At 31.9% G+C, this 21879-nt stretch carries 22 protein-coding genes; 6 read left to right on the forward strand and 16 right to left on the reverse strand.

Going from position 1 to position 21879, the window contains the following annotated elements; all coding sequences use genetic code 11:
• Positions 1-90: 90 nt before the first annotated feature.
• Positions 91-1074 carry an NAD-dependent epimerase/dehydratase family protein gene (locus G4L40_RS00650; RefSeq protein ID WP_166235004.1) on the forward strand — a complete coding sequence of 328 codons (984 nt, stop codon included), beginning with the start codon at positions 91-93 and terminating at the stop codon, positions 1072-1074.
• Here the strand turns inward: G4L40_RS00650 and G4L40_RS00655 are convergent.
• The 3 genes from G4L40_RS00655 to G4L40_RS00665 are packed head-to-tail and all read right to left on the reverse strand — an operon-like array spanning position 1067 to position 3498.
• Positions 1067-1429 carry a DUF4296 domain-containing protein gene (locus tag G4L40_RS00655; RefSeq protein WP_166235006.1) on the reverse strand — a complete coding sequence of 121 codons (363 nt, stop codon included), beginning with the start codon at positions 1427-1429 and terminating at the stop codon, positions 1067-1069. The genes G4L40_RS00650 and G4L40_RS00655 overlap by 8 nt on opposite strands.
• The gene (locus tag G4L40_RS00660) at positions 1430-2776 is read right to left on the reverse strand and encodes a dihydroorotase (protein WP_166235008.1); all 1347 of its coding nucleotides are present in this window, start codon (positions 2774-2776) and stop codon (positions 1430-1432) included.
• A complete protein-coding gene (locus tag G4L40_RS00665) occupies positions 2776-3498 on the reverse strand; it encodes a polyprenol monophosphomannose synthase (protein WP_166235010.1) in 723 nt (240 codons plus the stop codon). The genes G4L40_RS00660 and G4L40_RS00665 overlap by 1 nt, the downstream gene beginning before the upstream one ends.
• Before the next feature lie 107 nt (positions 3499-3605).
• Between G4L40_RS00665 and G4L40_RS00670 the strand changes: the two genes are divergently transcribed.
• Both G4L40_RS00670 and G4L40_RS00675 read left to right on the forward strand, forming a co-directional pair.
• The gene (locus G4L40_RS00670; protein ID WP_207785298.1) at positions 3606-4271 is read left to right on the forward strand and encodes a DUF4271 domain-containing protein; all 666 of its coding nucleotides are present in this window, start codon (positions 3606-3608) and stop codon (positions 4269-4271) included.
• Between the two features lie 17 nt (positions 4272-4288).
• Positions 4289-5038, forward strand: coding sequence for a uroporphyrinogen-III synthase (locus G4L40_RS00675; RefSeq protein ID WP_166235605.1), 750 nt, complete (start codon positions 4289-4291; stop codon positions 5036-5038).
• A 117-nt stretch (positions 5039-5155) separates the two neighbouring features.
• On the opposite strand, the gene pckA is transcribed toward G4L40_RS00675, so the two are convergent.
• Positions 5156-6784 carry a phosphoenolpyruvate carboxykinase (ATP) gene (gene pckA / locus G4L40_RS00680; RefSeq protein WP_166235012.1) on the reverse strand — a complete coding sequence of 543 codons (1629 nt, stop codon included), beginning with the start codon at positions 6782-6784 and terminating at the stop codon, positions 5156-5158.
• 73 nt (positions 6785-6857) lie between these two features.
• Positions 6858-7241 carry a DUF423 domain-containing protein gene (locus G4L40_RS00685; RefSeq protein WP_166235014.1) on the reverse strand — a complete coding sequence of 128 codons (384 nt, stop codon included), beginning with the start codon at positions 7239-7241 and terminating at the stop codon, positions 6858-6860.
• A gap of 125 nt (positions 7242-7366) precedes the next feature.
• On the opposite strand from G4L40_RS00685, the gene G4L40_RS00690 reads away from it, so the two are divergent.
• The 3 genes from G4L40_RS00690 (at position 7367) to G4L40_RS00700 (ending at position 10485) form a co-directional block, all read left to right on the forward strand.
• A complete protein-coding gene (locus tag G4L40_RS00690; protein WP_166235016.1) occupies positions 7367-8737 on the forward strand; it encodes a saccharopine dehydrogenase family protein in 1371 nt (456 codons plus the stop codon).
• 97 nt (positions 8738-8834) lie between these two features.
• A complete protein-coding gene (locus tag G4L40_RS00695; RefSeq protein ID WP_166235018.1) occupies positions 8835-9305 on the forward strand; it encodes an Lrp/AsnC family transcriptional regulator in 471 nt (156 codons plus the stop codon).
• Positions 9306-9330: 25 nt separating this feature from the next.
• On the forward strand, positions 9331-10485 hold the full coding sequence (locus tag G4L40_RS00700) for a beta-ketoacyl synthase N-terminal-like domain-containing protein (protein WP_166235020.1): 1155 nt from the start codon (positions 9331-9333) through the stop codon (positions 10483-10485).
• A 3-nt stretch (positions 10486-10488) separates the two neighbouring features.
• Here the strand turns inward: G4L40_RS00700 and G4L40_RS00705 are convergent, their stop codons facing one another.
• From G4L40_RS00705 to nuoD, 11 genes are all read right to left on the reverse strand, one after another.
• Positions 10489-11856, reverse strand: a complete 1368-nt coding sequence (locus tag G4L40_RS00705) for an NADH-quinone oxidoreductase subunit N (protein ID WP_166235022.1) — start codon at positions 11854-11856, stop codon at positions 10489-10491.
• 15 nt (positions 11857-11871) lie between these two features.
• Positions 11872-13305 carry a complex I subunit 4 family protein gene (locus G4L40_RS00710; RefSeq protein ID WP_166235024.1) on the reverse strand — a complete coding sequence of 478 codons (1434 nt, stop codon included), beginning with the start codon at positions 13303-13305 and terminating at the stop codon, positions 11872-11874.
• 9 nt (positions 13306-13314) lie between these two features.
• The gene (nuoL, locus tag G4L40_RS00715) at positions 13315-15192 is read right to left on the reverse strand and encodes an NADH-quinone oxidoreductase subunit L (RefSeq protein ID WP_166235026.1); all 1878 of its coding nucleotides are present in this window, start codon (positions 15190-15192) and stop codon (positions 13315-13317) included.
• Positions 15193-15198: 6 nt separating this feature from the next.
• Positions 15199-15519 (reverse strand): NADH-quinone oxidoreductase subunit NuoK, encoded by a 321-nt coding sequence (gene nuoK, locus G4L40_RS00720; protein WP_166235028.1) that lies wholly within the window; start codon positions 15517-15519, stop codon positions 15199-15201.
• 3 nt (positions 15520-15522) lie between these two features.
• A complete protein-coding gene (locus tag G4L40_RS00725; RefSeq protein WP_166235030.1) occupies positions 15523-16026 on the reverse strand; it encodes an NADH-quinone oxidoreductase subunit J family protein in 504 nt (167 codons plus the stop codon).
• A gap of 2 nt (positions 16027-16028) precedes the next feature.
• A complete protein-coding gene (locus G4L40_RS00730; RefSeq protein ID WP_166235032.1) occupies positions 16029-16574 on the reverse strand; it encodes a NuoI/complex I 23 kDa subunit family protein in 546 nt (181 codons plus the stop codon).
• Positions 16575-16580: 6 nt separating this feature from the next.
• A complete protein-coding gene (gene nuoH / locus G4L40_RS00735) occupies positions 16581-17615 on the reverse strand; it encodes an NADH-quinone oxidoreductase subunit NuoH (protein ID WP_166235034.1) in 1035 nt (344 codons plus the stop codon).
• Positions 17616-17618: 3 nt separating this feature from the next.
• On the reverse strand, positions 17619-18647 hold the full coding sequence (locus G4L40_RS00740; RefSeq protein WP_166235036.1) for a 2Fe-2S iron-sulfur cluster-binding protein: 1029 nt from the start codon (positions 18645-18647) through the stop codon (positions 17619-17621).
• 74 nt (positions 18648-18721) lie between these two features.
• Positions 18722-20086 (reverse strand): NADH-quinone oxidoreductase subunit NuoF, encoded by a 1365-nt coding sequence (gene nuoF, locus G4L40_RS00745; RefSeq protein WP_166235038.1) that lies wholly within the window; start codon positions 20084-20086, stop codon positions 18722-18724.
• 4 nt (positions 20087-20090) lie between these two features.
• Entirely contained in the window at positions 20091-20621 is a 531-nt protein-coding gene (locus G4L40_RS00750) for a complex I 24 kDa subunit family protein (protein WP_166235040.1), read from the reverse strand.
• Positions 20622-20625: 4 nt separating this feature from the next.
• Complete coding sequence (gene nuoD / locus G4L40_RS00755; RefSeq protein ID WP_166235042.1) at positions 20626-21864, reverse strand: NADH dehydrogenase (quinone) subunit D; 1239 nt, start codon at positions 21862-21864, stop codon at positions 20626-20628.
• Positions 21865-21879: the final 15 nt, after the last annotated feature.

Here is a 21879-nt window from a genome sequence, read left to right on the forward strand (position 1 = left end):
TTTGGCAAAGATAACTTTTAGTTTAAAAGTTTAAAAGTTTGAAGGTTTAAAAATTAGTGCGTTTTTAAAAAGATTTGCTATTTTTACTCCATGATTTTAGTCACAGGAGCAACAGGTTTAGTAGGTTCGCATTTATTGGTTAAACTTCTTCAAGAAAATGAGGCAGTAAAAGCATTATATCGTTCTGAAAAACAAATCGAAAAAGTGAGACATGTTTTCGCTTTCTACAATAAAATGGAGCTTTTTGATAAAATCAAATGGGTAAAAGGTGATGTTACTGATATTCCTACTCTTGAAAAAGCCTTTGAGAATGTAACTCATGTATATCATTGTGCAGCTTTAGTGTCATTTGAACCTAAAGATGAAGAAAATCTAAGAAAAATCAATATTGAAGGTACTGCAAATATTGTAAATTGTTGTATTGATTTCAAAATAAAGAAATTATGTCATGTCAGCTCAATTGCAGCGCTTGGCGACACCAAGGAAACTGAGCATTTAATCACCGAAGAAACAGAATGGAATACCGAAAAACAGCATAGTGATTACGCTATTACAAAATATGGCGCAGAAATGGAAGTATGGCGTGGTTTTCAAGAAGGATTAGATATTGTAATTGTAAATCCGGGAGTGATTTTTGGATATGGCTTTTCGAATTTAGGAAGCGATCTTTTTATTCAATGGGTAAAAAATAAAATACCTTTTTATACAGATGGTGTTATTGGAATTGTAGCTGTAGAAGATGTCACAAAATGCATGATTACTTTGATGAAAAGCAAAATTTCAGGGGAACGTTATACTTTAGTTGGTGAAAACTGTACTTACAAAGATTTATTTTTCTACATCGCTACATTATTAAACACCAAAAAGCCGTTTATTTACGCTTCAAAAACCATTACCTCAATTGGCTGGCGACTTGATTGGTTGCGAGCAACTTTGACAAATAGTAAAAGAAAGCTAACAAAATCAACCGCCGCTTCTTCTCACGCTATTGACCAATATGATACTCAAAAAATTGAAAATGCAATATCAATTTCTTTTCAAAAGAAAGAAACTTTTCTAAAAACAGTTATTTAAGTCTCTCTTTTCCTTCAGGTAAAATAGAATCGTTTTCAGTTTTTGCTTTATCTAAACGATCCAAAACTTCCTGATACATTTTTTTATACTTGCGCGAATCAGCCGCATAATAACGCTGATTTTGATAGTAAGTTGTACTATCTATTTCATATTTTTTATAAATATATGTATTTATTTTTATATTTTTTTCAGTCAATCTAAAAGGCATAGAACCATCAGCTGCTTGCAAAATAGCAATGTCAAATAAAATATCAGTCATTACTTCATCATCCAATAAATTATCCGGTTTTGGCACAGGATTATTTGAACATGAAATACTGATAATTCCAAAAAATAATACTACAAACTTTTTCATTTATATTGCTCTTTCAAATAATAAACGTTGTCCTACTTTTGCTTCTTTAACTTTACCATTAGCATATACTAACTTCCCATTTACAAAAGTATGCGTTACTCTCGATTTAAAATTATAACCTTCAAAAGGAGACCAACCACACTTGTATAAAATATTTTCTTTCTTCACATTCCAAGGCAAATATGCATTCACAATAGCAATATCAGCAAAATATCCTTCTCTAATGAATCCGCGCTTTTCGATTTTGAAAATTTTTGCTGGATTGTGACACATTTTTTCTACAATTTTTTCTACCGAAATTTTTCCTTGATGATGTGCTTCAAACATGGCTACAACTGCGTGTTGCACCAACGGCCCACCAGAAGGACAGGTTGTATAAGAATTTATTTTTTCCTCCAATGTATGTGGCGCATGATCTGTTGCAATAACATCAATTCTATCATCTAATAATGCTTTCCACAATGCATCTTTATCTTCTTGTGTTTTAACTGCAGGATTCCATTTTATCAAAGAACCTTTTGCGTCATAATCTGCATCTGTAAACCACAAATGATGTACACAAACTTCGGCTGTAATTTGTTTTTCTTCTAATGGAATTTTATTGGTAAATAAATCCATTTCTTTTGCAGTTGACAAATGAAAAACATGCAATCTTGCTCCAGTTTTTTTTGCTAATTCAATGGCTTTTGAAGAAGATAAATAGCAAGCTTCTGCGCTACGTATTAGATGATGATATTTCACTGGAATATCTTCACCATATTCTTCTTTATATTTTTCTAAATTGGCTTTAATTGTTGCTTCATCTTCACAATGAACAGCTATCAGCATTTTAGTTGATGAAAAAATCTTTTCTAAAACTTCTTGATTATCCACCAACATATTTCCAGTTGAAGAACCTAAAAACAATTTAATTCCAGCAACATTGCGCGGATTAGTTTTTAAAACTTCTTCCAAATTATCATTTGTTCCTCCCATCATAAACGAATAATTAGCGTATGATGTTTGAGAAGCTATTTGATATTTATCCTCTAAAAGTTCTTGTGTTACTGCATTTGGAACTGTATTAGGTTGTTCTATAAACGAAGTAATTCCACCAGCTACGGCTGCTCTACTTTCAGTTTCAATAGTTCCTTTGTGTGTTAGACCAGGCTCTCTAAAATGCACTTGATCGTCAATTGCTCCTGGCATCACATAGCTTCCTTCTGCATCAATAATCACACAATTTGACGATTTTGGACTTATTTTTTCGGCAATCTCTTTAATGAATTCATCTTCAATTAATATATCACCTTCAAAAACAGCACCTTCGTTTACAATTTTGGCATTTCTAATTAAATAAGTATTCATTATAATTTATTAAATATTTTTCGTAATCTTAACATAATTACTCCAACAACAGCTTCACGAATAATTCCGCCGCTCATTTTTGACTGACCTTTTGTTCTATCTGTGAATATGATTGGCACTTCAACAATATTGAATTTATTGACAAAAGCGCGGTATTTCATCTCTATTTGAAAAGCATAACCTACAAATTTTATCCTGTCAAGATTTATTTTTTCTAAAACAACTCTTCTGTAACATTTAAATCCAGCTGTTGCATCAGCAATTTTCATTCCGGTAATCATTCGAACATAAACCGAGGCAAAGTAAGACAATAACACACGGCTTAAAGGCCAATTGACAACATTGACTCCATTTGAATATCTTGATCCAATTGCAACATCTGCACCATTTTCACAAGCTGCTAATAATTTTTCTAAATCATTAGGATTGTGTGAAAAATCGGCATCCATTTCAAAAATATAATCATATTCATGTGAAAGTGCCCATTTAAAACCGTGCACATAAGCCGTTCCAAGCCCTGCTTTTTTGGTTCTAATCTCTAAAAACAATTGATTTTCAAATTGCTTTTGAAGTTCTTTAACTTTAATAGCCGTTCCGTCAGGAGAATTATCATCCACAATTAAAACATGAAAAGTGGTAGGTAAAGCAAAAACAGCATTTATTATTGCTTCAATATTTTCAATTTCGTTATAAGTAGGGATTATGACAACGCTTTTAGCCATACTAGTGAATTATATTTTGATGCAAAAATAAGCTATTTCTAGTGGATAATTCTTAATAATTTTATAATAATCATATTAAGTGTAATTTTTGTAATTTTGCAATCAATATGCTGACTATACAATTACATGATCGAATAATCGAAAGCAAAGACTGGGCAACTATCTTGTTTGTTATATGCATTGGTATCATTGCCGTAAACAAAACCGTTTCGTCTATTCGTTTTTCAGAATTTGTGCGTTTAGCCTATTCTGACAAATACACAAAAATATATAGAGATAGTAGCAACTTGATGAATGGTTTTACAGTATCAATGTTTGTTTTACAATTACTATCATTCTCTTTTTTTACTTTGTTAGTTTTGACTCAATTTGACAAAGCTGAAAAAAATAATATTATTATTTATGTTCAGATTTTAACTTTTTTAACTGTATTTATACTATCAAAGTATTTAATAGAAAAAATTATCGCTACTGCATTTAAAATAGAAGAATTTACTGAACAATTTAATTTGTTAAAAGCAAACTACCGAACTTACTTTGGTTTTATACTTTTACCTATCAATATTATTCTTTTTTACAATCCAATAGATTCAGATTTGTTTTTTTGGGTATTACTTTTTGCATTATTTGCAATAAACATTGTTACATACATAGTTGCATTGAAATTATATCAAAATTTACTGATACGTAAAATATTTTATTTTATTTTATATCTTTGCACCCTTGAAATAGCGCCTTACTATTTCATTTATAATTGGTTTACAAAAAATTAGAGAGAAATATGTCAAATTTGAAAGTGAAAACAATTTTAGTTTCACAACCAGAGCCTAAAGTAGAAAATTCTCCTTATTTTGAGCTACAAAATAAACTTAAAGTAAAAGTTGATTTTAGACCCTTCATACATGTTGAAGGTGTTCCTGCTAAAGAAGTAAGAGCTCAGAAAATCGATTTAAATAACTTCACTGCTATTATATTAACTAGCAGAAATTCGGTTGACCACTTTTTTAGAGTGGCTGAGGAAATGCGTTATAAAGTTCCTGAAGATTTAAAATATTTTTGTCAGTCTGAAGCTGTGGCTTTCTACTTACAACGTTATGTGGTGTACAGAAAAAGAAAAATTTATGTCGGTCAGAAAGACTTTGCAGATTTATCTCCTTTGATTAAAAAATACAAGGACGAAAAATTCTTATTACCTTCTTCTGATCAATTAAATGCAGATGTACCTCCAACACTTGATGCGTTAAAAGTTGATTGGACTAAAGGTACTTTTTACAGAACAGTAATGAGTGATTTGTCAGATTTAAAAGATGTTTATTACGACATATTAGCATTTTTTAGCCCTACCGGGATTAAATCTTTGTTCAAAAATTTTCCAGATTTTAAACAAAATAACACCCGAATTGCTGTGTTTGGAAGCACCACACAAAAAGAAGCATTAGAGCATGGATTACGTGTAGATATTATGGCTCCAAGCCCAGGAACACCATCAATGACAGGTGCTTTAGAAAAATATGTTGCTGAAGTAAATAAAGGAAAATAATATTTTCTTTCAAGATATAAAATCCCAAATTCAAATAGAGTTTGGGATTTTTTTTACAACTTTATCGCACAAAAAAGTCCCGAAAAAATCGGGACTTTTTTGTGAATTGGCAAATCTTTATCCTAATTGCGGACCTGCAGCAACAAGGTTGTTACCTTCTTCGTTATCTGTATATTGAACGAAATTTTTAATGAATCTAGAAGCTAAATCAGCGGCCTTAGCATTCCATTCTGAAGCATCGGCATAAGTATCTCTAGGATCTAAAATTGCAGGATTTACATCATGTAAAGCAGTAGGAACTTCAAAATTAAATACTGGAATTACTTTTGTGTCAGCATTTTCTATTGAACCGTCCAAAATAGCATCTATAATAGCACGAGTATCTTTAATAGAAATACGTTTTCCTGTACCATTCCATCCTGTGTTTACCATGTAAGCAGTAGCATTGTGCTGCTCCATTTTCTTTACTAATTCTTCACCATATTTGGTTGGATGTAATGATAAAAATGCTTTTCCAAAACAAGCAGAAAATGTTGGTTCTGGTTGTGTTACTCCTCTTTCAGTTCCTGCTAATTTAGCTGTAAATCCAGATAAGAAGTAATATTTTGTTTGCTCAGGAGTTAATTTTGAAACCGGAGGCATTACTCCGAATGCGTCTGCTGTTAAGAAAATAACTTTAGTAGCATGACCTGCTTTAGAAACTGGTCTTACAATATTTTCTATATGATAAATTGGATATGAAACACGTGTGTTTTGAGTAACCGAACCATCTTTAAAATCGATTTTTCCGTTGGCATCAACTGTAACATTTTCTAATAATGCATCTTTTTTGATTGCACCATAAATATCTGGCTCATTTGCCGCACTTAAATCGATAGTTTTTGCATAACAACCACCTTCAAAGTTGAAAACACCATCGTTATCCCAACCATGCTCATCGTCTCCAATTAACTCGCGTTTTGGATCAGTTGACAAAGTAGTTTTTCCTGTTCCAGATAATCCGAAGAAAACAGCAACATCTCCATCTTTTCCTTTGTTAGCAGAACAGTGCATTGAAGCCATTCCTTTCAATGGTAAATAATAATTCATCATCGAGAACAATCCTTTCTTCATTTCACCTCCATACCAAGTTCCGCCAATTAATTGAATTTTTTCCGTCAAATTAAAAGCTACATATACTTCAGAATTTAATCCGTGTGCTGCATAATCTTTGAAACTTGTTTTTGAACCATTCATTACAATAAAATCTGGCTCCCCAAAATTTTCTAATTCTGCTTCAGTTGGACGAATAAACATATTTTTTACAAAATGTGCTTGCCAAGCAACCTCCATAATGAAACGAACTTTTAATCTTGTATCTTCATTCGCACCACAAAAAGCATCTACTACAAACAATCTTTTACCTGAAAGTTGTTTTACTGTAGTTTCTTTTAAAGCATTCCAAGTAGTTTGAGAGATTGGTTTATTATCATTTGCCGCTTTATCTGAGTTCCACCAAACAGTATTTTCTGTAACGCTGTCTTTTACTATATATTTATCTTTAGGAGAACGACCGGTAAACTCTCCTGTCATCACATTTACTGCTCCAAGTTCAGATAATTGACCTCTTTCGAAACCTTCTAAAGCTGGATTTAATTCTTCATTATATAAAAACTCATAAGAAGGATTGTAGATTATTTCTGATACATTAACGATTCCGTATTTTTCCAACGAAATCGATTTCGTAATTTGGGCATTCGTATCCATAAATTGTTTGTTATGTTGTGTATTTAATAAAGTGCAAAATTATAAATTTAATTTCAGATAGCGTTTTAATTTATTATTTTTTACTTAAAACCGAGTAAAATAAATAGCTCCAAGCCGAAATCAAGAACATTCCTCCTATTGGTGTAATAGGTCCTAAAAATTTAGTTTTTAAATTTGTAACCCCATTTGTAGATAATAAATAGATAGATCCTGAAAAAAACAACACCCCAATTATTGTTAACCAAAAAATCACCAAACGTTCTTTTTCGCTTAAAAAAGTGAACACTGCAATAAACAATAAAAACAAAGCGTGATACATTTGATAACGCACACCCACCTCAAAAGATTGTAATTGTTCTACAGAAAGCACTTTTTTTAAAGCATGGGCTCCAAAAGCACCTAAAATTATTGCCGAAAGCCCTAAGAAAGCTGCCACTAAAAGAATTTTCTTGTCCATTATTTAAAATTTTCGACCAAAGATAGCAAAAGTTTTAATGTTAAATTATAACTTAAATAGGGAAATTATTTTTATAAATATAACATTTTATTATCTTCGTGTGATATTTCCACAATACACACAAAATGAGACATGTCTTAGTCATTGGAGCAGGTCGTTCTGCTTCATCGCTTATAAAATATTTGTTAGATCATTCTGAAAAGGAAAATCTCCATGTTACTATTGGCGATTTATCAGAAGATTTAGCGAAGCAAAAAACTAGCAATCACAAAAATGCTACAGCAATTGCGTTTGACATCTTTAATGAAACCCAACGCAAAGCCGAAATTCAAAAAGCTGATATAGTTGTCTCAATGTTACCTGCTCATTTGCATTTAGAAGTTGCTAAAGATTGTGTTGTCTATAAAAAACATATGGTAACTGCATCATACATCAGCAATGCAATGCAAGAATTAGACGCTGCTGCTAAAGAAAATAATTTAGTTTTCATGAACGAAATTGGTCTTGATCCAGGGATTGATCACATGAGTGCCATGAAAGTGTTGGATGAAATTAGAGACAAAGGTGGAAATATAATCTTATTTGAATCATTTTGTGGCGGATTAGTTGCCCCAGAAAGCGATACTAATTTATGGAATTATAAATTTACTTGGAATCCAAGAAATGTTGTGTTGGCAGGACAAGGTGGAGCTGCAAAATTTATTCAAGAAGGAACTTACAAGTACATTCCATACTCAAAATTATTTAGAAGAACTGAATTTCTAGAGGTTGAAGGTTATGGAAGATTTGAAGCTTATGCTAACAGAGATTCTTTAAAATACAGAAGCGTTTATGGCTTAGACAATGCTTTAACTTGTTATCGCGGAACAATTAGACGTGTAGGATATTCTAGAGCATGGGATATTTTAGTACAACTTGGAATGACAGATGATTCATATATTATTGATAATTCGGAAGAAATGACCTATCGTGAATTTACGAATTCATTCTTACCTTATCATCCAACAGACACTGTAGAAATCAAATTGCGTCATGCTCAAAAAATTGACCAAGACGATATTATTTGGGACAAGTTAGTTGAATTAGATTTATTTAATGCTGATAAAAAAGTAGGATTAGTTAAAGCAACTCCAGCACAAATATTAGAAAAAATATTAGCAGAAAAATGGGCATTACAACCAAACGATAAAGACATGATTGTAATGTATCATAAATTTGGCTATGAATTAAATGGTGAAAAGAAACAAATTGATTCTACAATGGTTTGCATTGGTGACGACCAAACTTATACTGCTATGGCAAAAACTGTTGGATTACCTGTCGCTATTGCAACCTTAAAAATTTTAAATAAAGAAATCTCAACCCCTGGAGTTCAATTACCAATTACAAAAGAAGTTTACACTCCAATTCTAAAAGAATTAGAAAGTTATGGTGTACTATTCAAGGAAACTGAAGCTCCTTATTTAGGCTACAATCCTTTGAATGTGAAGAATTAATTTTTAAATCTTGTTATAAAATCCGATTTTAATTGAAATCGGATTTTTTTGTTTCAATTATAACTAATTTTGTACTTTTACTTTCAAATAAGTTAAAATGAAAATAAATCAGCTACAGATTGAAATTGACGGAATTGACAAAGAAATTCTTCGTGATTTAATGGAAGATGCTCGCAAACCTATTCTGCAAATTGCAAATAAAATTGGGATTTCGGGAGCGGCAATTCATCAACGATTGAGAAAATTAGAACAAGCAGGTGTTATTTCAGGCTCTAAATTTGTGGTTGACACCAAAGTTTTAGGCTATAGCACTGCTGCATTCATAGGGATTTATTTAGAAAAAGCATCAAGCAATCCGGAAGTAGTTAAAGAATTAAAAAAAATCCCCGAAGTACTTGAATGTCATTATACTACAGGAAATTGGAGCATTTTAATAAAAATTATTTGTAAAGACAACGAACATTTAATGCAATTACTAAATAAAAAAATACAACCTATTGATGGTGTTTCTAGAACAGAAACTTTTATTTCATTAGACCAACAAATTGAAAGACAAATTCAATTGTAATTTATAGTTATAATTCCCCAATACCTTGAAAACAAAAATTGCCATAACTGGTTTTGCTTCCATTTCTACATTAGGTTCAGAAATTGATTCGATATGGAAAAATTACAACCAAAAAAAGAGTTGTATCCAAAAAAAATGCATAAACCATCAAGATGTTTTAGTTGCGTCTATTCCTATTGAAGTAGCAGATGAAATCACACGATTAAGAAATTCCGACAATAAATATAAAAACTTAGATAATTCGGTTTTATTTGCAATATTGATTTCAAGAAAAGCAGTTGCAACTGCAAAATGGACAAAAGCAGATTTTTTTGGCATCAATATAGGTTCCTCAAGAGGAGCTACAGAATTGTTTGAAAAACACCACGAAGAATTTATTAAAACAGATAAAGTAAGCACATTAGCTTCGCCAACTACAACACTTGGCAACCTATCAAGTTGGGTTTCTCACGATTTACAAGTAAAAGGCCCCGAAGTTTCTCATTCAATCACTTGTTCAACTTCACTACACGCGCTTTTAAATGGTATTGCCTGGCTACAAGCTGGAATGGTGGATAAATTCTTAGTCGGCGGCACAGAAGCTCCATTGACACCTTTTACAATTGCACAAATGCAAGCATTAGGAATTTATTCAAAAAACGAAAGTGAATTCCCTTGTCAAGCCTTAAACTTATCTAAAAAACAAAATACTCTAGTAATTGGAGAAGGAGCAGCAGTTATCTGTATAGAAAATGGAGTGAAAGAAAATGCCATTGCATACATCGAAGGAATTGGCTACGCTACTGAAATATTAGAACACAATGTTTCAATTTCTACAGAAGCAGAATGTTTTCAAAAATCTATGTTAATGGCAATTGAAGGAATCAATTTAAATGAAATAGATGCAATTGTAATGCATGCTCCTGGAACTATTAAAGGTGATCAATCAGAATTTAGAGCTATTGAAAAAGTATTTGGAAATAACATTCCATTATTGACTACTAATAAATGGAAAATCGGGCATACTTTTGGTTCTTCGGGAATGTTAAGTCTTGAATTGGCAATTCTGATGCTACAAAACAACACCTTAATTGAAAGTCCGTTTTATCCAAATAAAAAACCTACAACACCTCTAAAAAAGATTTTAGTAAATGCTGTAGGCTTTGGTGGCAACGCAGTTAGCGTTGTTGTATCTATATAAAAATTATATTAAATGTAGAATTGTATCTGGAAATAACCCTAACACAATTAACAATACTGCTGCTACTATTCCAACAATATAAAATTCACTACCGTGTTCAACTTCTTGTTTCACAGAGTCTTTAGTGTACATTGCAAGGATAACTCTAAAATAGTAATAAACACTAATCATAGAATTTACAATAGCCACAATAGCCAACACTAAGAAACCAGCAGAAATAACTTGATTTAATAAGAATAATTTTGCGAAAAAACCGCTTAAAATAGGAATTCCAGCCATTGATAATAATGCTAACGACATGATAACCGCCATCAAAGGATTTCTTTTAGCCAAACCATTGAAATTATCAATTTTATCATCATCTTCATTTTTACACACATAAATTAAAACTGAAAATGCAGCAACACCTGCTAAAGCATAAGAAGCTGAATAATACAATAAATTATTAGCCGCTGCTCCAATATTTAACAACGTCATTAACAAGAATCCTGCGTGAGAAATTCCTGAAAAAGCTAATATACGTTTAACACTATTTTGACGTAATGCCATAATGTTACCAATAGTCATAGAAAGTATCGAAATAACCAATATCACAATTTCATAACTATAAGCCATGTAACTATTTAAAATGGTTATTAATTTAAAGAAAGCTGCCATTGCAACAACTTTGGCAAATGTGCTCATAAATGCAGTAACAATTAATGGCGCGCCTTCATAAACATCTGGAGCCCAAAAATGGAAAGGTACAGCTGCAATTTTGAACAACATACCTATTGTAATTAAAATAACTCCAATATAAAACCAGTACTCTGTATTTGCAGAAATTGAAGCATCATATAAAGTTGGCACATCAAAAGTTCCTGTTGCACCATACAACATAGCAATTCCAAAAAGTAAAATTCCTGAAGCAAATGACCCCATTAAAAAGTATTTCATACCTGCTTCGTTACTTCTAATATCAAGTCTATGACTTCCTGCTAAAACATACAAGGCAATAGAAAGCACTTCTATACCAAGAAAAAACATGGCCATATTATTAAAACTAACCATAGCAATTGCTCCTGAAAGCATAAATATTTTAATAGAAATAAAATCCGATATTTTAGAAGTATTCTTATAAACATTATTACTTAAAACCAACAATAATGCTGTAAGTAAAATAAATAAAGAAGAAAATGTTTTAGAAAAACTAGTTTCTTCAATCATATTGCTATAATCTCCTGCTACTTGTGGCAAATTATCTGTAATGGTTAAACCAAATAAAGCAAGTAAAGCAATAACACTTACTGGAATGATGGCTTTTCTAAAGTTAAAAATCTCTGCTACTAAGCAAAAAACTCCTAAACCTACTATAGCTATTAATGTATTCATTCTTAATTGACTTTCTTAATTAATTTGATTTAAAATATTTTGTAAACTTGGTGTAATTAACTCAATTATTGGTTTTGGGTATAATCCAAAGAAAAATACTAATACAACAATAACAAGTAAAACCAAACCTTCAACAATGGTAACATCTGCAAAAACTTTTGTATTTGTTTCACCTAACATTGTTTGCTGATACATTCTTAACATATAAAATGCTCCTAAAATAATAGTTGTACCTGCTACAATAGCAAAACCAATATTTACATTATATAAACTGTACAATATTGTAAACTCACCAACAAAGTTAAAAGTAGTAGGCATCGCAACAGAAGCTAGAACTAAAATCATAAAAAATGAAGCAAATTTTGTTGCTTGAGAGCGAATTCCACCCATTTCAGAAATAGTGTAAGTATTCCATCTGTTGAAAATAATTTCTGATACAAAAAACAATCCTACAATTACCAATCCATGAGAAAGCATTTGCAAAACTGCTCCTTGAAATCCTTCAATTGTTAATGAATATAAACCTGCAGCAATTAATCCTACGTGAGAAAGCGAAGAATATGCTAATAATTTTTTTAGGTTTTTTTGTCTCAACGTTAATACTGCTCCATAGATTACTCCAGCAATTGAAACTCCTAATATGTAAGGCATGAATTCTTTTGCAGCAGTATCCGTTATTGGTAATTGCCATCTCAACACACTGTACAATCCCATTTTTAGCATAATCCCAGATAAAAGCATTGTTCCAATTGCTGGAGCTTTACTATAAGTGTTAGCCTGCCATGTATGAAAAGGAATCAAAGGGATTTTAATTGCATATGCTAAGAAAAACGCTAAGAAAAGCCAAGTTTTTTCAGTTTCAGTTAAAGCCAAAGCATATAAACTTTCGATTTCTAAACTTCCTGCTTTTTGATACAAATAAACAAAGGCAACAAGCATAAATAAAGAACCTCCAAAAGTATATATAAAGAATTTCAAAATTGCATTTTTACGTTCTTCTAAAGAACCATTACCCCATAATAAAGCAATAAAGTATATTGGAATAAGTGCTAATTCCCAAAAAACATAATATAACAAACCATCCGCTGCTAAAAAAGTTCCTGCCATAGCAAATGCCATGAATAATACTAAACTATAAATTGCTTTTTCATTTTCAAATTTTGTAACCCATCCCGACAAAATAATTAATGGCAATAATCCTGTAGTTAGTAACAACATCGCTAATGACAAACCATCAACAGCTAATGAAAAATAAATTTTAGGATTTTGAATCCAAATAGATTTACAACTTAAATCTGCTCCGTTAAGATACAAATTAAGTGCATATAATGTGAATACAAAAGAAGCAACGCTAACAAGTAAAGCGATTTTTGATGCAAATTTATTTCCTGCAAAAAAAGTGAAAGCTGCTCCAGCTAATAATAAAATTAATACGATACTTATGTTCATAATATCAAATTATCGGATAAGAAATAAATAAATTAAAAACGCGCTAATGCTAAATACAAATGCAAAAAGATAAAAACCAACATTTCCGTTTTGTACTTTTTTACCTTGTATTGATAAAACTGAAACTACATTCCCTAAACCAAAAACAGATTTAGAAATATACTTTTCGATGAAATTTTTAGAAAAACTTGCTAATCCATATATTGGAGTAACAATGATTGCCATATAAATCTCATCAATATAATATTTGTTTGAAAGCACTTTGTGTAATCCTTGAACTTCATCAGATGTTGGAACTTCTTTTTTCTTCATGTAAAGATTATAAGCTATCCCTATCCCAATTAACGCACCTAAAACCGCAAAAGCCATTAAGCCATATTCAGTAGCTCCTAAATGATGCTCAGCATGCTCTTTGTGAGCAAAAATTGGCATTAAATAATGATTCAACCAACTATTTCCAAAAGGCAAACTAATTAATCCGCCTAACGCTGATAATACTGCTAAAACTATTAACGGGAAAGTTATTAAACTTGGGCTTTCGTGTAAATGTTTTTTCTGTTCTTCAGTTCCTCTAAATTCATTAAAGAATGTAAGGTATAATAATCTAAACATGTAAAAAGCAGTCATGATAGAAGCAATTGTTGCTAAAACCCATAACACTTTGTTTTCATGAAAAGCGGTTAATAAAATTTCGTCTTTAGACCAAAATCCTGCAAACGGAGGCAATCCAGCAATCGCAAGTGTTGCAATTAAAAAGGTAATATAAGTAATTTTCATACTTCCTCTTAAACCACCCATTTTTCTCATATCCTGTTCGCCATGTAAAGCATGAATTACCGAACCCGAACCTAAGAATAAACAAGCTTTAAAGAAAGCATGCGTGATAACGTGGAAAACAGCAACTTGATAAGCTCCTAATCCTAAAGCTAAGAACATTAAACCAAGTTGTGAAACTGTTGAATAAGCTAATACTTTTTTAATATCGTTTTGAACTAATCCAATAGATGCGGCAACTAAAGCTGTAGTAACTCCAACTACTGCAATAATATTTTGAACAATTGGAGCAATATCAAACAAGAAATTCATACGAGTAATCATAAAAATACCAGCCGTAACCATTGTAGCTGCGTGAATTAAGGCAGAAACAGGTGTTGGACCAGCCATTGCATCTGGCAACCAAGTATAAAGTGGCAATTGAGCTGATTTTCCACAAGCACCAACAAACAAACAAAACGCTGCAATTGAGTACCAACCAGATGTTGAAACAACTCCATCTACATCAATTGCCTGCTGAATTCCAGAAAATTCAAGTGTATTTGTAGCAAAACCTAAAATAAAAATTCCGATTAAGAATCCTAAATCTCCTATTCTATTCATAATGAATGCTTTTTTAGCAGCATCATTATAATCTTGATTTTTATACCAGAATCCGATTAATAAATAAGAACACAAACCTACACCTTCCCATCCGATGAACATAATTAAAAGATTGCTTCCCGCAACCAAAGTAATCATGAAGAAAATGAACAAATTTAGATAAGCAAAAAACTTATACATATTTTCATCATCATGCATGTAACTAATTGAGTAAATATGAATTAACGTCCCAATTCCTGTTACAAACAACAACCACAAGATAGATAGTTGGTCAAAAACAAAATCAAAATTTACGGCTAATTTCCCTATTGAAAACCATTCAGATAAATGAAGCGTTATAGGTTGTTTTACACTGAAAAAAAGCAACAATGTAATCACAAACGAAAGCAAAACTGACGCTGTTCCTACAACACCAGAAAGGTTTTTACTCATTTTTCTTCCAAAAAACACATTGATTAAAAAACCAATTAGCGGAGCAAAAAGTAATACTATTAAACTAGTTGTATTCATAAGGAATTATCCTTTTAAATTTTTTAAATTATCGATATCAATATTTCCAATGTTTCTGTAAATAGAAACTAAAATTGCTAAACCTACAGCTACTTCAGCTGCAGCCACCGCCATTGTAAAAAACACAAACACTTGTCCAGAAGCATCTTGGTGGTAAGTTGAAAATGCAACTAATAATAAATTAACAGCATTTAGCATTATTTCTATAGACATAAACATGATGATGGCATTTCTTCTATATAAAATTCCAAAAGCACCAATACAGAATAGTAATGCTGATAAAATAATATAATTTCCAATCCCTACTTGTTCTAAAATACTTTGCATAACTTATATTTTTTCTTCTTTTTTAGAAATTAAAACGGCTCCAATCATTGATACTAAAAGTAAAACCGAAGCAAATTCAAACGGAACCATATACTCGTTAAGCAAGACTTTTCCTAATACTTTTATAGATTGATAATCCTCATTAGAAGAAACATATTCAATCATTTCAGGTTGAGCAGTTTTTAAAGCTGAAATTAAAACTAATGCTAAGATTCCAGCAGAGAAAACAGCTGCAAATTTGATATAAATTGGCTTAGAAACTTCGTCTTCTTTGTTTAAATTCATAAGCATCAATGTAAAAAGCAATAAAACCATAATAGCTCCAGCATAAACGATGATATGCACCATTGCTAAAAATTGAGCATTAAATAATAAATAGTGCCCTGCTATTGAAAAAAAGCTGACTACTAAATAAATTGCGCTATGGATTGGATTTTTGCTATAAACAGTCAAAAAAGCGGTTCCAAGTGTAATTGCAGATAATATATAAAAAACTATTTCTAACATAATTAATTTGCGGTATTAGATTTTGTATTATTAATTGCCATTTCTAAAGGCATCACTAATTTATCTTTACCAAAAATAAAATCTTCTCTACTATAATCAGCATTTGCAATTTTTTTAGATTTAGTTAAAAAGATAGCTTCTTTAGGACAAGCTTCTTCACACAATCCACAAAAAATACAACGAAGCATATTTATTTCATATATAGAAGCATATTTTTCCTCGCGATATAAATGCTTTTCTTCCGGTTTACGCTCTTCAGCTTTCATCGTAATTGCTTCTGCAGGGCATGATAAAGCACATAATCCACAAGCAGTGCATCGTTCTCTACCTTCGTCATCACGCATAAGCATATGCTGTCCACGATAAACTGGACTCATTTCTCTTATTTCTTCAGGATATTTGATAGTTACTTTTCTTCTAAAAAGGTGTTTCAATGTAATCCACAACCCTTTCAAAATGGTAAGCAAATATATTTTTTCGATAAAAGTCATTTCTTTATTAGAAACCACTTTTTTTCTTCCAGATAATGATATTTGTTCTACTGCCATTTTTTCCTAATTAAATAAAACCATTACAATTCCTGTTAAAATAATATTTAAAACAGCTAATGGAATTAATATTTTCCAACCTAAATTCATTAATTGATCGTATCTAAAACGAGGTATTGTCCATCTAATCCACATATAGAAAAAGATAAAGAAACAGATTTTAGCAAATAAGACTGCAATTGCAATTATGTTTGCAATATTTACACCCCAATTTTGCTCTGCCCATTCCATTCCTGGATAGTTATAACCTCCTAAAAATACAACTGATAATATTGTTGCTGAAATAAACATATTTGCATATTCTGCAAATAAATAAAATCCCATTTTCATTGAAGAATATTCAGTATGGTATCCTCCAATTAATTCTGATTCACATTCTGCTAAATCAAAAGGTGTACGATTTGTTTCAGCAAATGAACAAACTAAAAAGATTACAAAAGCTAATGGTTGATAGAAAATATTCCATTTCATTTCAGCTTGTTGTATTGTAATTTCTTTTAAACTCAATGAACCTGTCATCATCAAAATTGAAATGATGGCTAATCCCATAGCAACTTCATAAGAAATCATTTGTGAAGAAGCACGAACGGCACTCATTAAAGAATATTTATTATTTGAAGCCCAAGCTCCAATCATAATTCCATAAACACCAATTGATAGTACTCCAAAAATGTATAAAATTGACACATCTAAATCTGTTGCTTGAAGCACAACATCTTTTCCAAATATGTGAAATTTATCTCCCCATGGAATTACCGCACTAGTTATTAATGCAGTACTCATTGCAATTCCTGGACCCAGGATAAATAAAAATTTATTAGGTGTATTTGGAAAAAACTCTTCTTTAGTAAATAATTTTAATCCATCTGCCAACGGTTGTAATAAACCACCCCAACCAGCACGGTTAGGCCCAACACGGTCTTGTAAAAACGCGGCTACCTTACGTTCTGCCCATGTTGAATACATTGCCATTAACATTGTTATAGCAAAAACTACGACAATAATGGTTCCTTTTTCTATTATAAATGTAGTCGTATCCATTGTTTATTTAGAGTCATTATTTTTTAATGGAATAGCCGCCATACTGATTTTCTTACGGTCTTCTTCTCTACCTTGTAAAATGTTTTCTTCAGTATTGATAACTACTTTTTCTGTTTTTCTTGTGTAATTATTTTGATTAATTACAGAATCTTTATCAAACTTTTTAGGTCCTTCAATAGTCCAATCTGAAACTTCTTTTTTGTCAAAACGACACGTATTACAGATAAAATCTTCAACTTCTCCATATTGATCTTTTCTACCTGTTACACGTTGAATTTCGTTTCCAAACATCCAAAGTGTAGTTTTACCACAACATCCAGGTGTTGTACATTCTCTATGCGCATTGAAAGGTTTGTTGAACCAAACTCTTGATTTGAATCGGAATGTTTTATCCGTTAAAGCTCCAACAGGGCAAACATCAATCATATTTCCAGAAAATTCATTATCAATAGCCGCAGAAACACATGTTGAAATTTGGGCATGATCACCACGATTTAAAACACCATGAACTCTGTCATCGGTTAATTGTTCTGCCACTTGCACACAACGTTGACATAAAATACAACGATTCATGTGTAATTGGATTTTATCTCCAATATTTTCTGGTTCAAATGTTCTTTTTTCTTCTATAAAACGAGTTTCTGGTTTACCATGTTCAAAACTCAAATCTTGTAAATTACATTCTCCTGCTTGGTCACACACTGGACAATCTAATGGGTGATTAATCAATAAAAACTCAGTTACCGCTTTTCTAGCTTCAGTAACTCTATCAGAATTTTTACTATTCACTTCCATTCCATCCATACAACCTGTTACACAAGATGCCATCAATTTAGGCATTGGTCTTGGATCTGCCTCACTTCCTTTGCTTACTTCCACTAAGCAACAACGACATTTTCCTCCAGTACCTTTTAATTTCGAATAATAACACATGGCTGGTGGCACACTTTCGCCTCCAATCATACGTGCAGCTTGCAGGATGGTTGTTCCTGGTTCTACTTCTACGCTTTGTCCGTCTATGGTTACTTTCATTTTTTTATTTTGTTTGTTTAGTTTCAAATTCAATGTTACCAAATTGGATTTTAAACTTGAAACCTGAAACTATTTTAAACTGTTTCTTTTTTTATTAAGTGGCGCACTTTTTCAAATGGTTCATGCACAAAGTGATCTCTGTTTTTAATTTTCTCAGGGAATCTAATATGATATTCAAATTCTTCTCTAAAATGACGAATAGCTGCGGCTACCGGCCAAGAAGCAGCATCACCTAATGGACAAATTGTGTTCCCTTCGATTTTGCTTTGAATACTTAATAATAATTCGATGTCTTCTTCGCGACCGTGTCCGTTCTCAATACGGTGTAATACTTTTTCTAACCAACCAGTTCCTTCACGACAAGGTGTACATTGTCCACAACTTTCATGGTGATAGAATCTAGAGAAATTCCAAGTATTTCTAACAATACATGTTGTATCGTTATACACAATAAACCCTCCAGAACCTAACATAGAACCTGTTGCAAATCCACCATCAGATAATGATTCGTAAGTCATCAAACGATCATTTCCTGCAGCTGTTTTATAAATTAAATGTGCTGGTAAAATTGGCACCGATGAACCTCCTGGAACTAAAGCCTTTAAAGGTCTATCGTCTATCATACCACCACAATATTCATCTGAATTTATGAATTCTTCAACTGAAACACCTAATTCAATTTCATAAACGCCTGGTTTTTTAATATGTCCAGATGCAGAAATTAATTTAGTTCCTGTTGAGCGTTCAATCCCAATTTTTGCATATTCAGTACCTGTATTTAATACTATCCATGGCACTGACGCAATAGATTCCACATTATTAACTACAGTAGGGTTTTGCCACAATCCTTTAACAGCTGGAAAAGGTGGTTTTAAACGTGGATTTCCTCGTTTACCTTCTAATGATTCGATTAAAGCTGTTTCTTCTCCACATATATATGCTCCAGCACCACAGTGTACGTGCAGGTCTAAATCATATCCAGAACCTTGTATGTTTTTACCTAACCAACCTGCTGCATAAGCTTCTTTGATAGCTCTTTCTAAGGTTTTATATACCCACATATATTCACCTCTAATGTATATGTATGATAAGTTTGCTCCTAAAGCATAACTTGATGTAATCATACCTTCAATTAAAAGATGTGGAATATATTCCATCAAATAACGGTCTTTGAATGTTCCTGGCTCAGACTCATCTGCATTACAAACTAAGTGACGAGGATTTCCTGATTTTTTATCAATAAAACTCCATTTCATTCCAACAGGGAATCCTGCGCCTCCACGACCTCTAAGTCCAGAAGTTTTTACTTCTTCTGTAACTTCATCTGGAGTCATTTTAAATGCTTTTTCCACTGAGGCATAACCACCATTTTGACGGTAAACTTCATAGGTTTTGATACCCGGAATATTAATTTTTCCTAATAATATTTTTCTTCCCATGGTATTATTTATCGTGTAATGTTATTTTACCAGCTTTACAATCATCAATAAGTTGGTTGAATGCTTCTTTTGATAATTTCTCATGATAGAAATCTCCTAATTGTAACATTGGTGCATATCCGCAAGCGCCTAAACATTCAACGCCTACAAATTGAAACAATCCATCAGAAGTAATTTCACCTTCTTTTACACCTAATTTTTCAGAAGCATAATCCATTAAATCTTCCACACCACGTGTTGCACAACAAGATGTTCTACAAAATTCAAACATAAATTTTGCAACAGGTTTTGTGTTAAACATGGTATAAAAAGTGACTACTTCATATACTTCAATAGGCTTAATTTCTAGGATTTCGGCTACTTTATTTTGTAATTCTATACTTAACCAATTTTCATGAGCGTCTTGTACTTCATGTAAAACAGGTATTAAAGCAGACTTCTTTTTATCAGCAGGATAATGACTTATTAACTCATTAATACGAGTCATTAATTCGTCTGTTATATTTATTTGCTGTGTGTAATTATTTTTTTCCATACTATTATGCGTCTAATTCTCCCGCAATCACATTTAAACTAGATAATATTACAATGGCATCAGAAAGCATTGAACCTTTTATCATTTCTGGATAAGCCTGATAATAAATAAAACAAGGTCTTCTAAAATGCAATCTATATGGTGTTCTACTTCCATCTGTAATTAAATAAAAACCTAATTCTCCATTACCGCCTTCAACTGGATGATATACTTCTGCAACTGGAACCGGAACTTCTCCCATAACTATCTTGAAATGGTAAATTAAAGCTTCCATATCCTGATAAACATCTTCTTTTGGAGGCAAGTGATATGCTGGTACATCTGCAGTAAATTCATTACCCGCAGGCATTTTTTCTAATGCTTGGCGAATGATTTTTAGTGATTCCCACACCTCTGCATTTCTAACACAGAATCTATCATATGTATCACCAGATTTACCAACAGGAACATCAAATTCAAAATCTTCGTAAGAACTATAAGGTTGCGCAACACGTACATCATAATCTACACCCGCAGCTCTTAAATTTGGCCCAGTAAAACCATAAGCCATTGCTTTTTCAGCAGTAATTGCACCTACATTAACTGTTCTATCGATAAAAATTCTATTTCTTGTGAAAAGATTTTCAAATTCTTGCCAAACAGCAGGAAACTCTTCAAGAAAAGCATCAAGTTTTTCGAATGCTTTTGGGCTCCAATCTCTTTCAAATCCACCTATTCTACCCATATTTGTAGTTAAACGTGCGCCACAAATTTCTTCATAGATTTCATATATTTTTTCTCTATATTGAAAAACATATAAAAATCCTGTATAAGCACCTGTATCAACACCAAGAATAGAGTTACAAATAATATGATCTGAAATTCTAGCTAATTCCATTACAATAACTCTTAAATATTGAGCACGTTTTGGTACTTCGATATTTAATAATTTTTCTAATGTCATCCACCAAGCCATATTATTAATAGGAGATGAACAGTAGTTCATTCTATCTGTAAGTGGTGTAATTTGGTAAAAAGGTCTGTTTTCAGCTATTTTTTCAAAAGCTCTGTGAATGTATCCAATAGTTGGTTCTGCTTCTACAATTCGTTCACCATCCATTAATAGGATGTTTTGAAAAATTCCGTGAGTTGCAGGGTGAGTTGGTCCTAAATTAAGGATTGCCAATTCACTTCCGTCTTCATTTTGACGCTCTTGAATTATTTTATTGTAGCGATGTTCAGCTGGTAATACTATATTAGACATAGTTTACTATTTTTT

The sequence above is a fragment of the Flavobacterium celericrescens genome, from assembly GCF_011392075.1.
GTDB lineage: Bacteria > Bacteroidota > Bacteroidia > Flavobacteriales > Flavobacteriaceae > Flavobacterium > Flavobacterium celericrescens.

Coding starts and splice junctions, on each gene's coding strand:
- G4L40_RS00650 (WP_166235004.1), top strand. CDS start 91: ATGATTTTAGTCACAGGAGCAACAGGTTTAGTAGGTTCGCATTTATTG.
- G4L40_RS00655 (WP_166235006.1), bottom strand. CDS start 1,429: ATGAAAAAGTTTGTAGTATTATTTTTTGGAATTATCAGTATTTCATGT.
- G4L40_RS00660 (WP_166235008.1), bottom strand. CDS start 2,776: ATGAATACTTATTTAATTAGAAATGCCAAAATTGTAAACGAAGGTGCT.
- G4L40_RS00665 (WP_166235010.1), bottom strand. CDS start 3,498: ATGGCTAAAAGCGTTGTCATAATCCCTACTTATAACGAAATTGAAAAT.
- G4L40_RS00670 (WP_207785298.1), top strand. CDS start 3,606: ATGCTGACTATACAATTACATGATCGAATAATCGAAAGCAAAGACTGG.
- pckA (WP_166235012.1), bottom strand. CDS start 6,784: ATGGATACGAATGCCCAAATTACGAAATCGATTTCGTTGGAAAAATAC.
- G4L40_RS00685 (WP_166235014.1), bottom strand. CDS start 7,241: ATGGACAAGAAAATTCTTTTAGTGGCAGCTTTCTTAGGGCTTTCGGCA.
- G4L40_RS00690 (WP_166235016.1), top strand. CDS start 7,367: ATGAGACATGTCTTAGTCATTGGAGCAGGTCGTTCTGCTTCATCGCTT.
- G4L40_RS00695 (WP_166235018.1), top strand. CDS start 8,835: ATGAAAATAAATCAGCTACAGATTGAAATTGACGGAATTGACAAAGAA.
- G4L40_RS00705 (WP_166235022.1), bottom strand. CDS start 11,856: ATGAATACATTAATAGCTATAGTAGGTTTAGGAGTTTTTTGCTTAGTA.
- G4L40_RS00710 (WP_166235024.1), bottom strand. CDS start 13,305: ATGAACATAAGTATCGTATTAATTTTATTATTAGCTGGAGCAGCTTTC.
- nuoL (WP_166235026.1), bottom strand. CDS start 15,192: ATGAATACAACTAGTTTAATAGTATTACTTTTTGCTCCGCTAATTGGT.
- nuoK (WP_166235028.1), bottom strand. CDS start 15,519: ATGCAAAGTATTTTAGAACAAGTAGGGATTGGAAATTATATTATTTTA.
- G4L40_RS00725 (WP_166235030.1), bottom strand. CDS start 16,026: ATGTTAGAAATAGTTTTTTATATATTATCTGCAATTACACTTGGAACC.
- G4L40_RS00730 (WP_166235032.1), bottom strand. CDS start 16,574: ATGGCAGTAGAACAAATATCATTATCTGGAAGAAAAAAAGTGGTTTCT.
- nuoH (WP_166235034.1), bottom strand. CDS start 17,615: ATGGATACGACTACATTTATAATAGAAAAAGGAACCATTATTGTCGTA.
- G4L40_RS00740 (WP_166235036.1), bottom strand. CDS start 18,647: ATGAAAGTAACCATAGACGGACAAAGCGTAGAAGTAGAACCAGGAACA.
- nuoF (WP_166235038.1), bottom strand. CDS start 20,086: ATGGGAAGAAAAATATTATTAGGAAAAATTAATATTCCGGGTATCAAA.
- G4L40_RS00750 (WP_166235040.1), bottom strand. CDS start 20,621: ATGGAAAAAAATAATTACACACAGCAAATAAATATAACAGACGAATTA.
- nuoD (WP_166235042.1), bottom strand. CDS start 21,864: ATGTCTAATATAGTATTACCAGCTGAACATCGCTACAATAAAATAATT.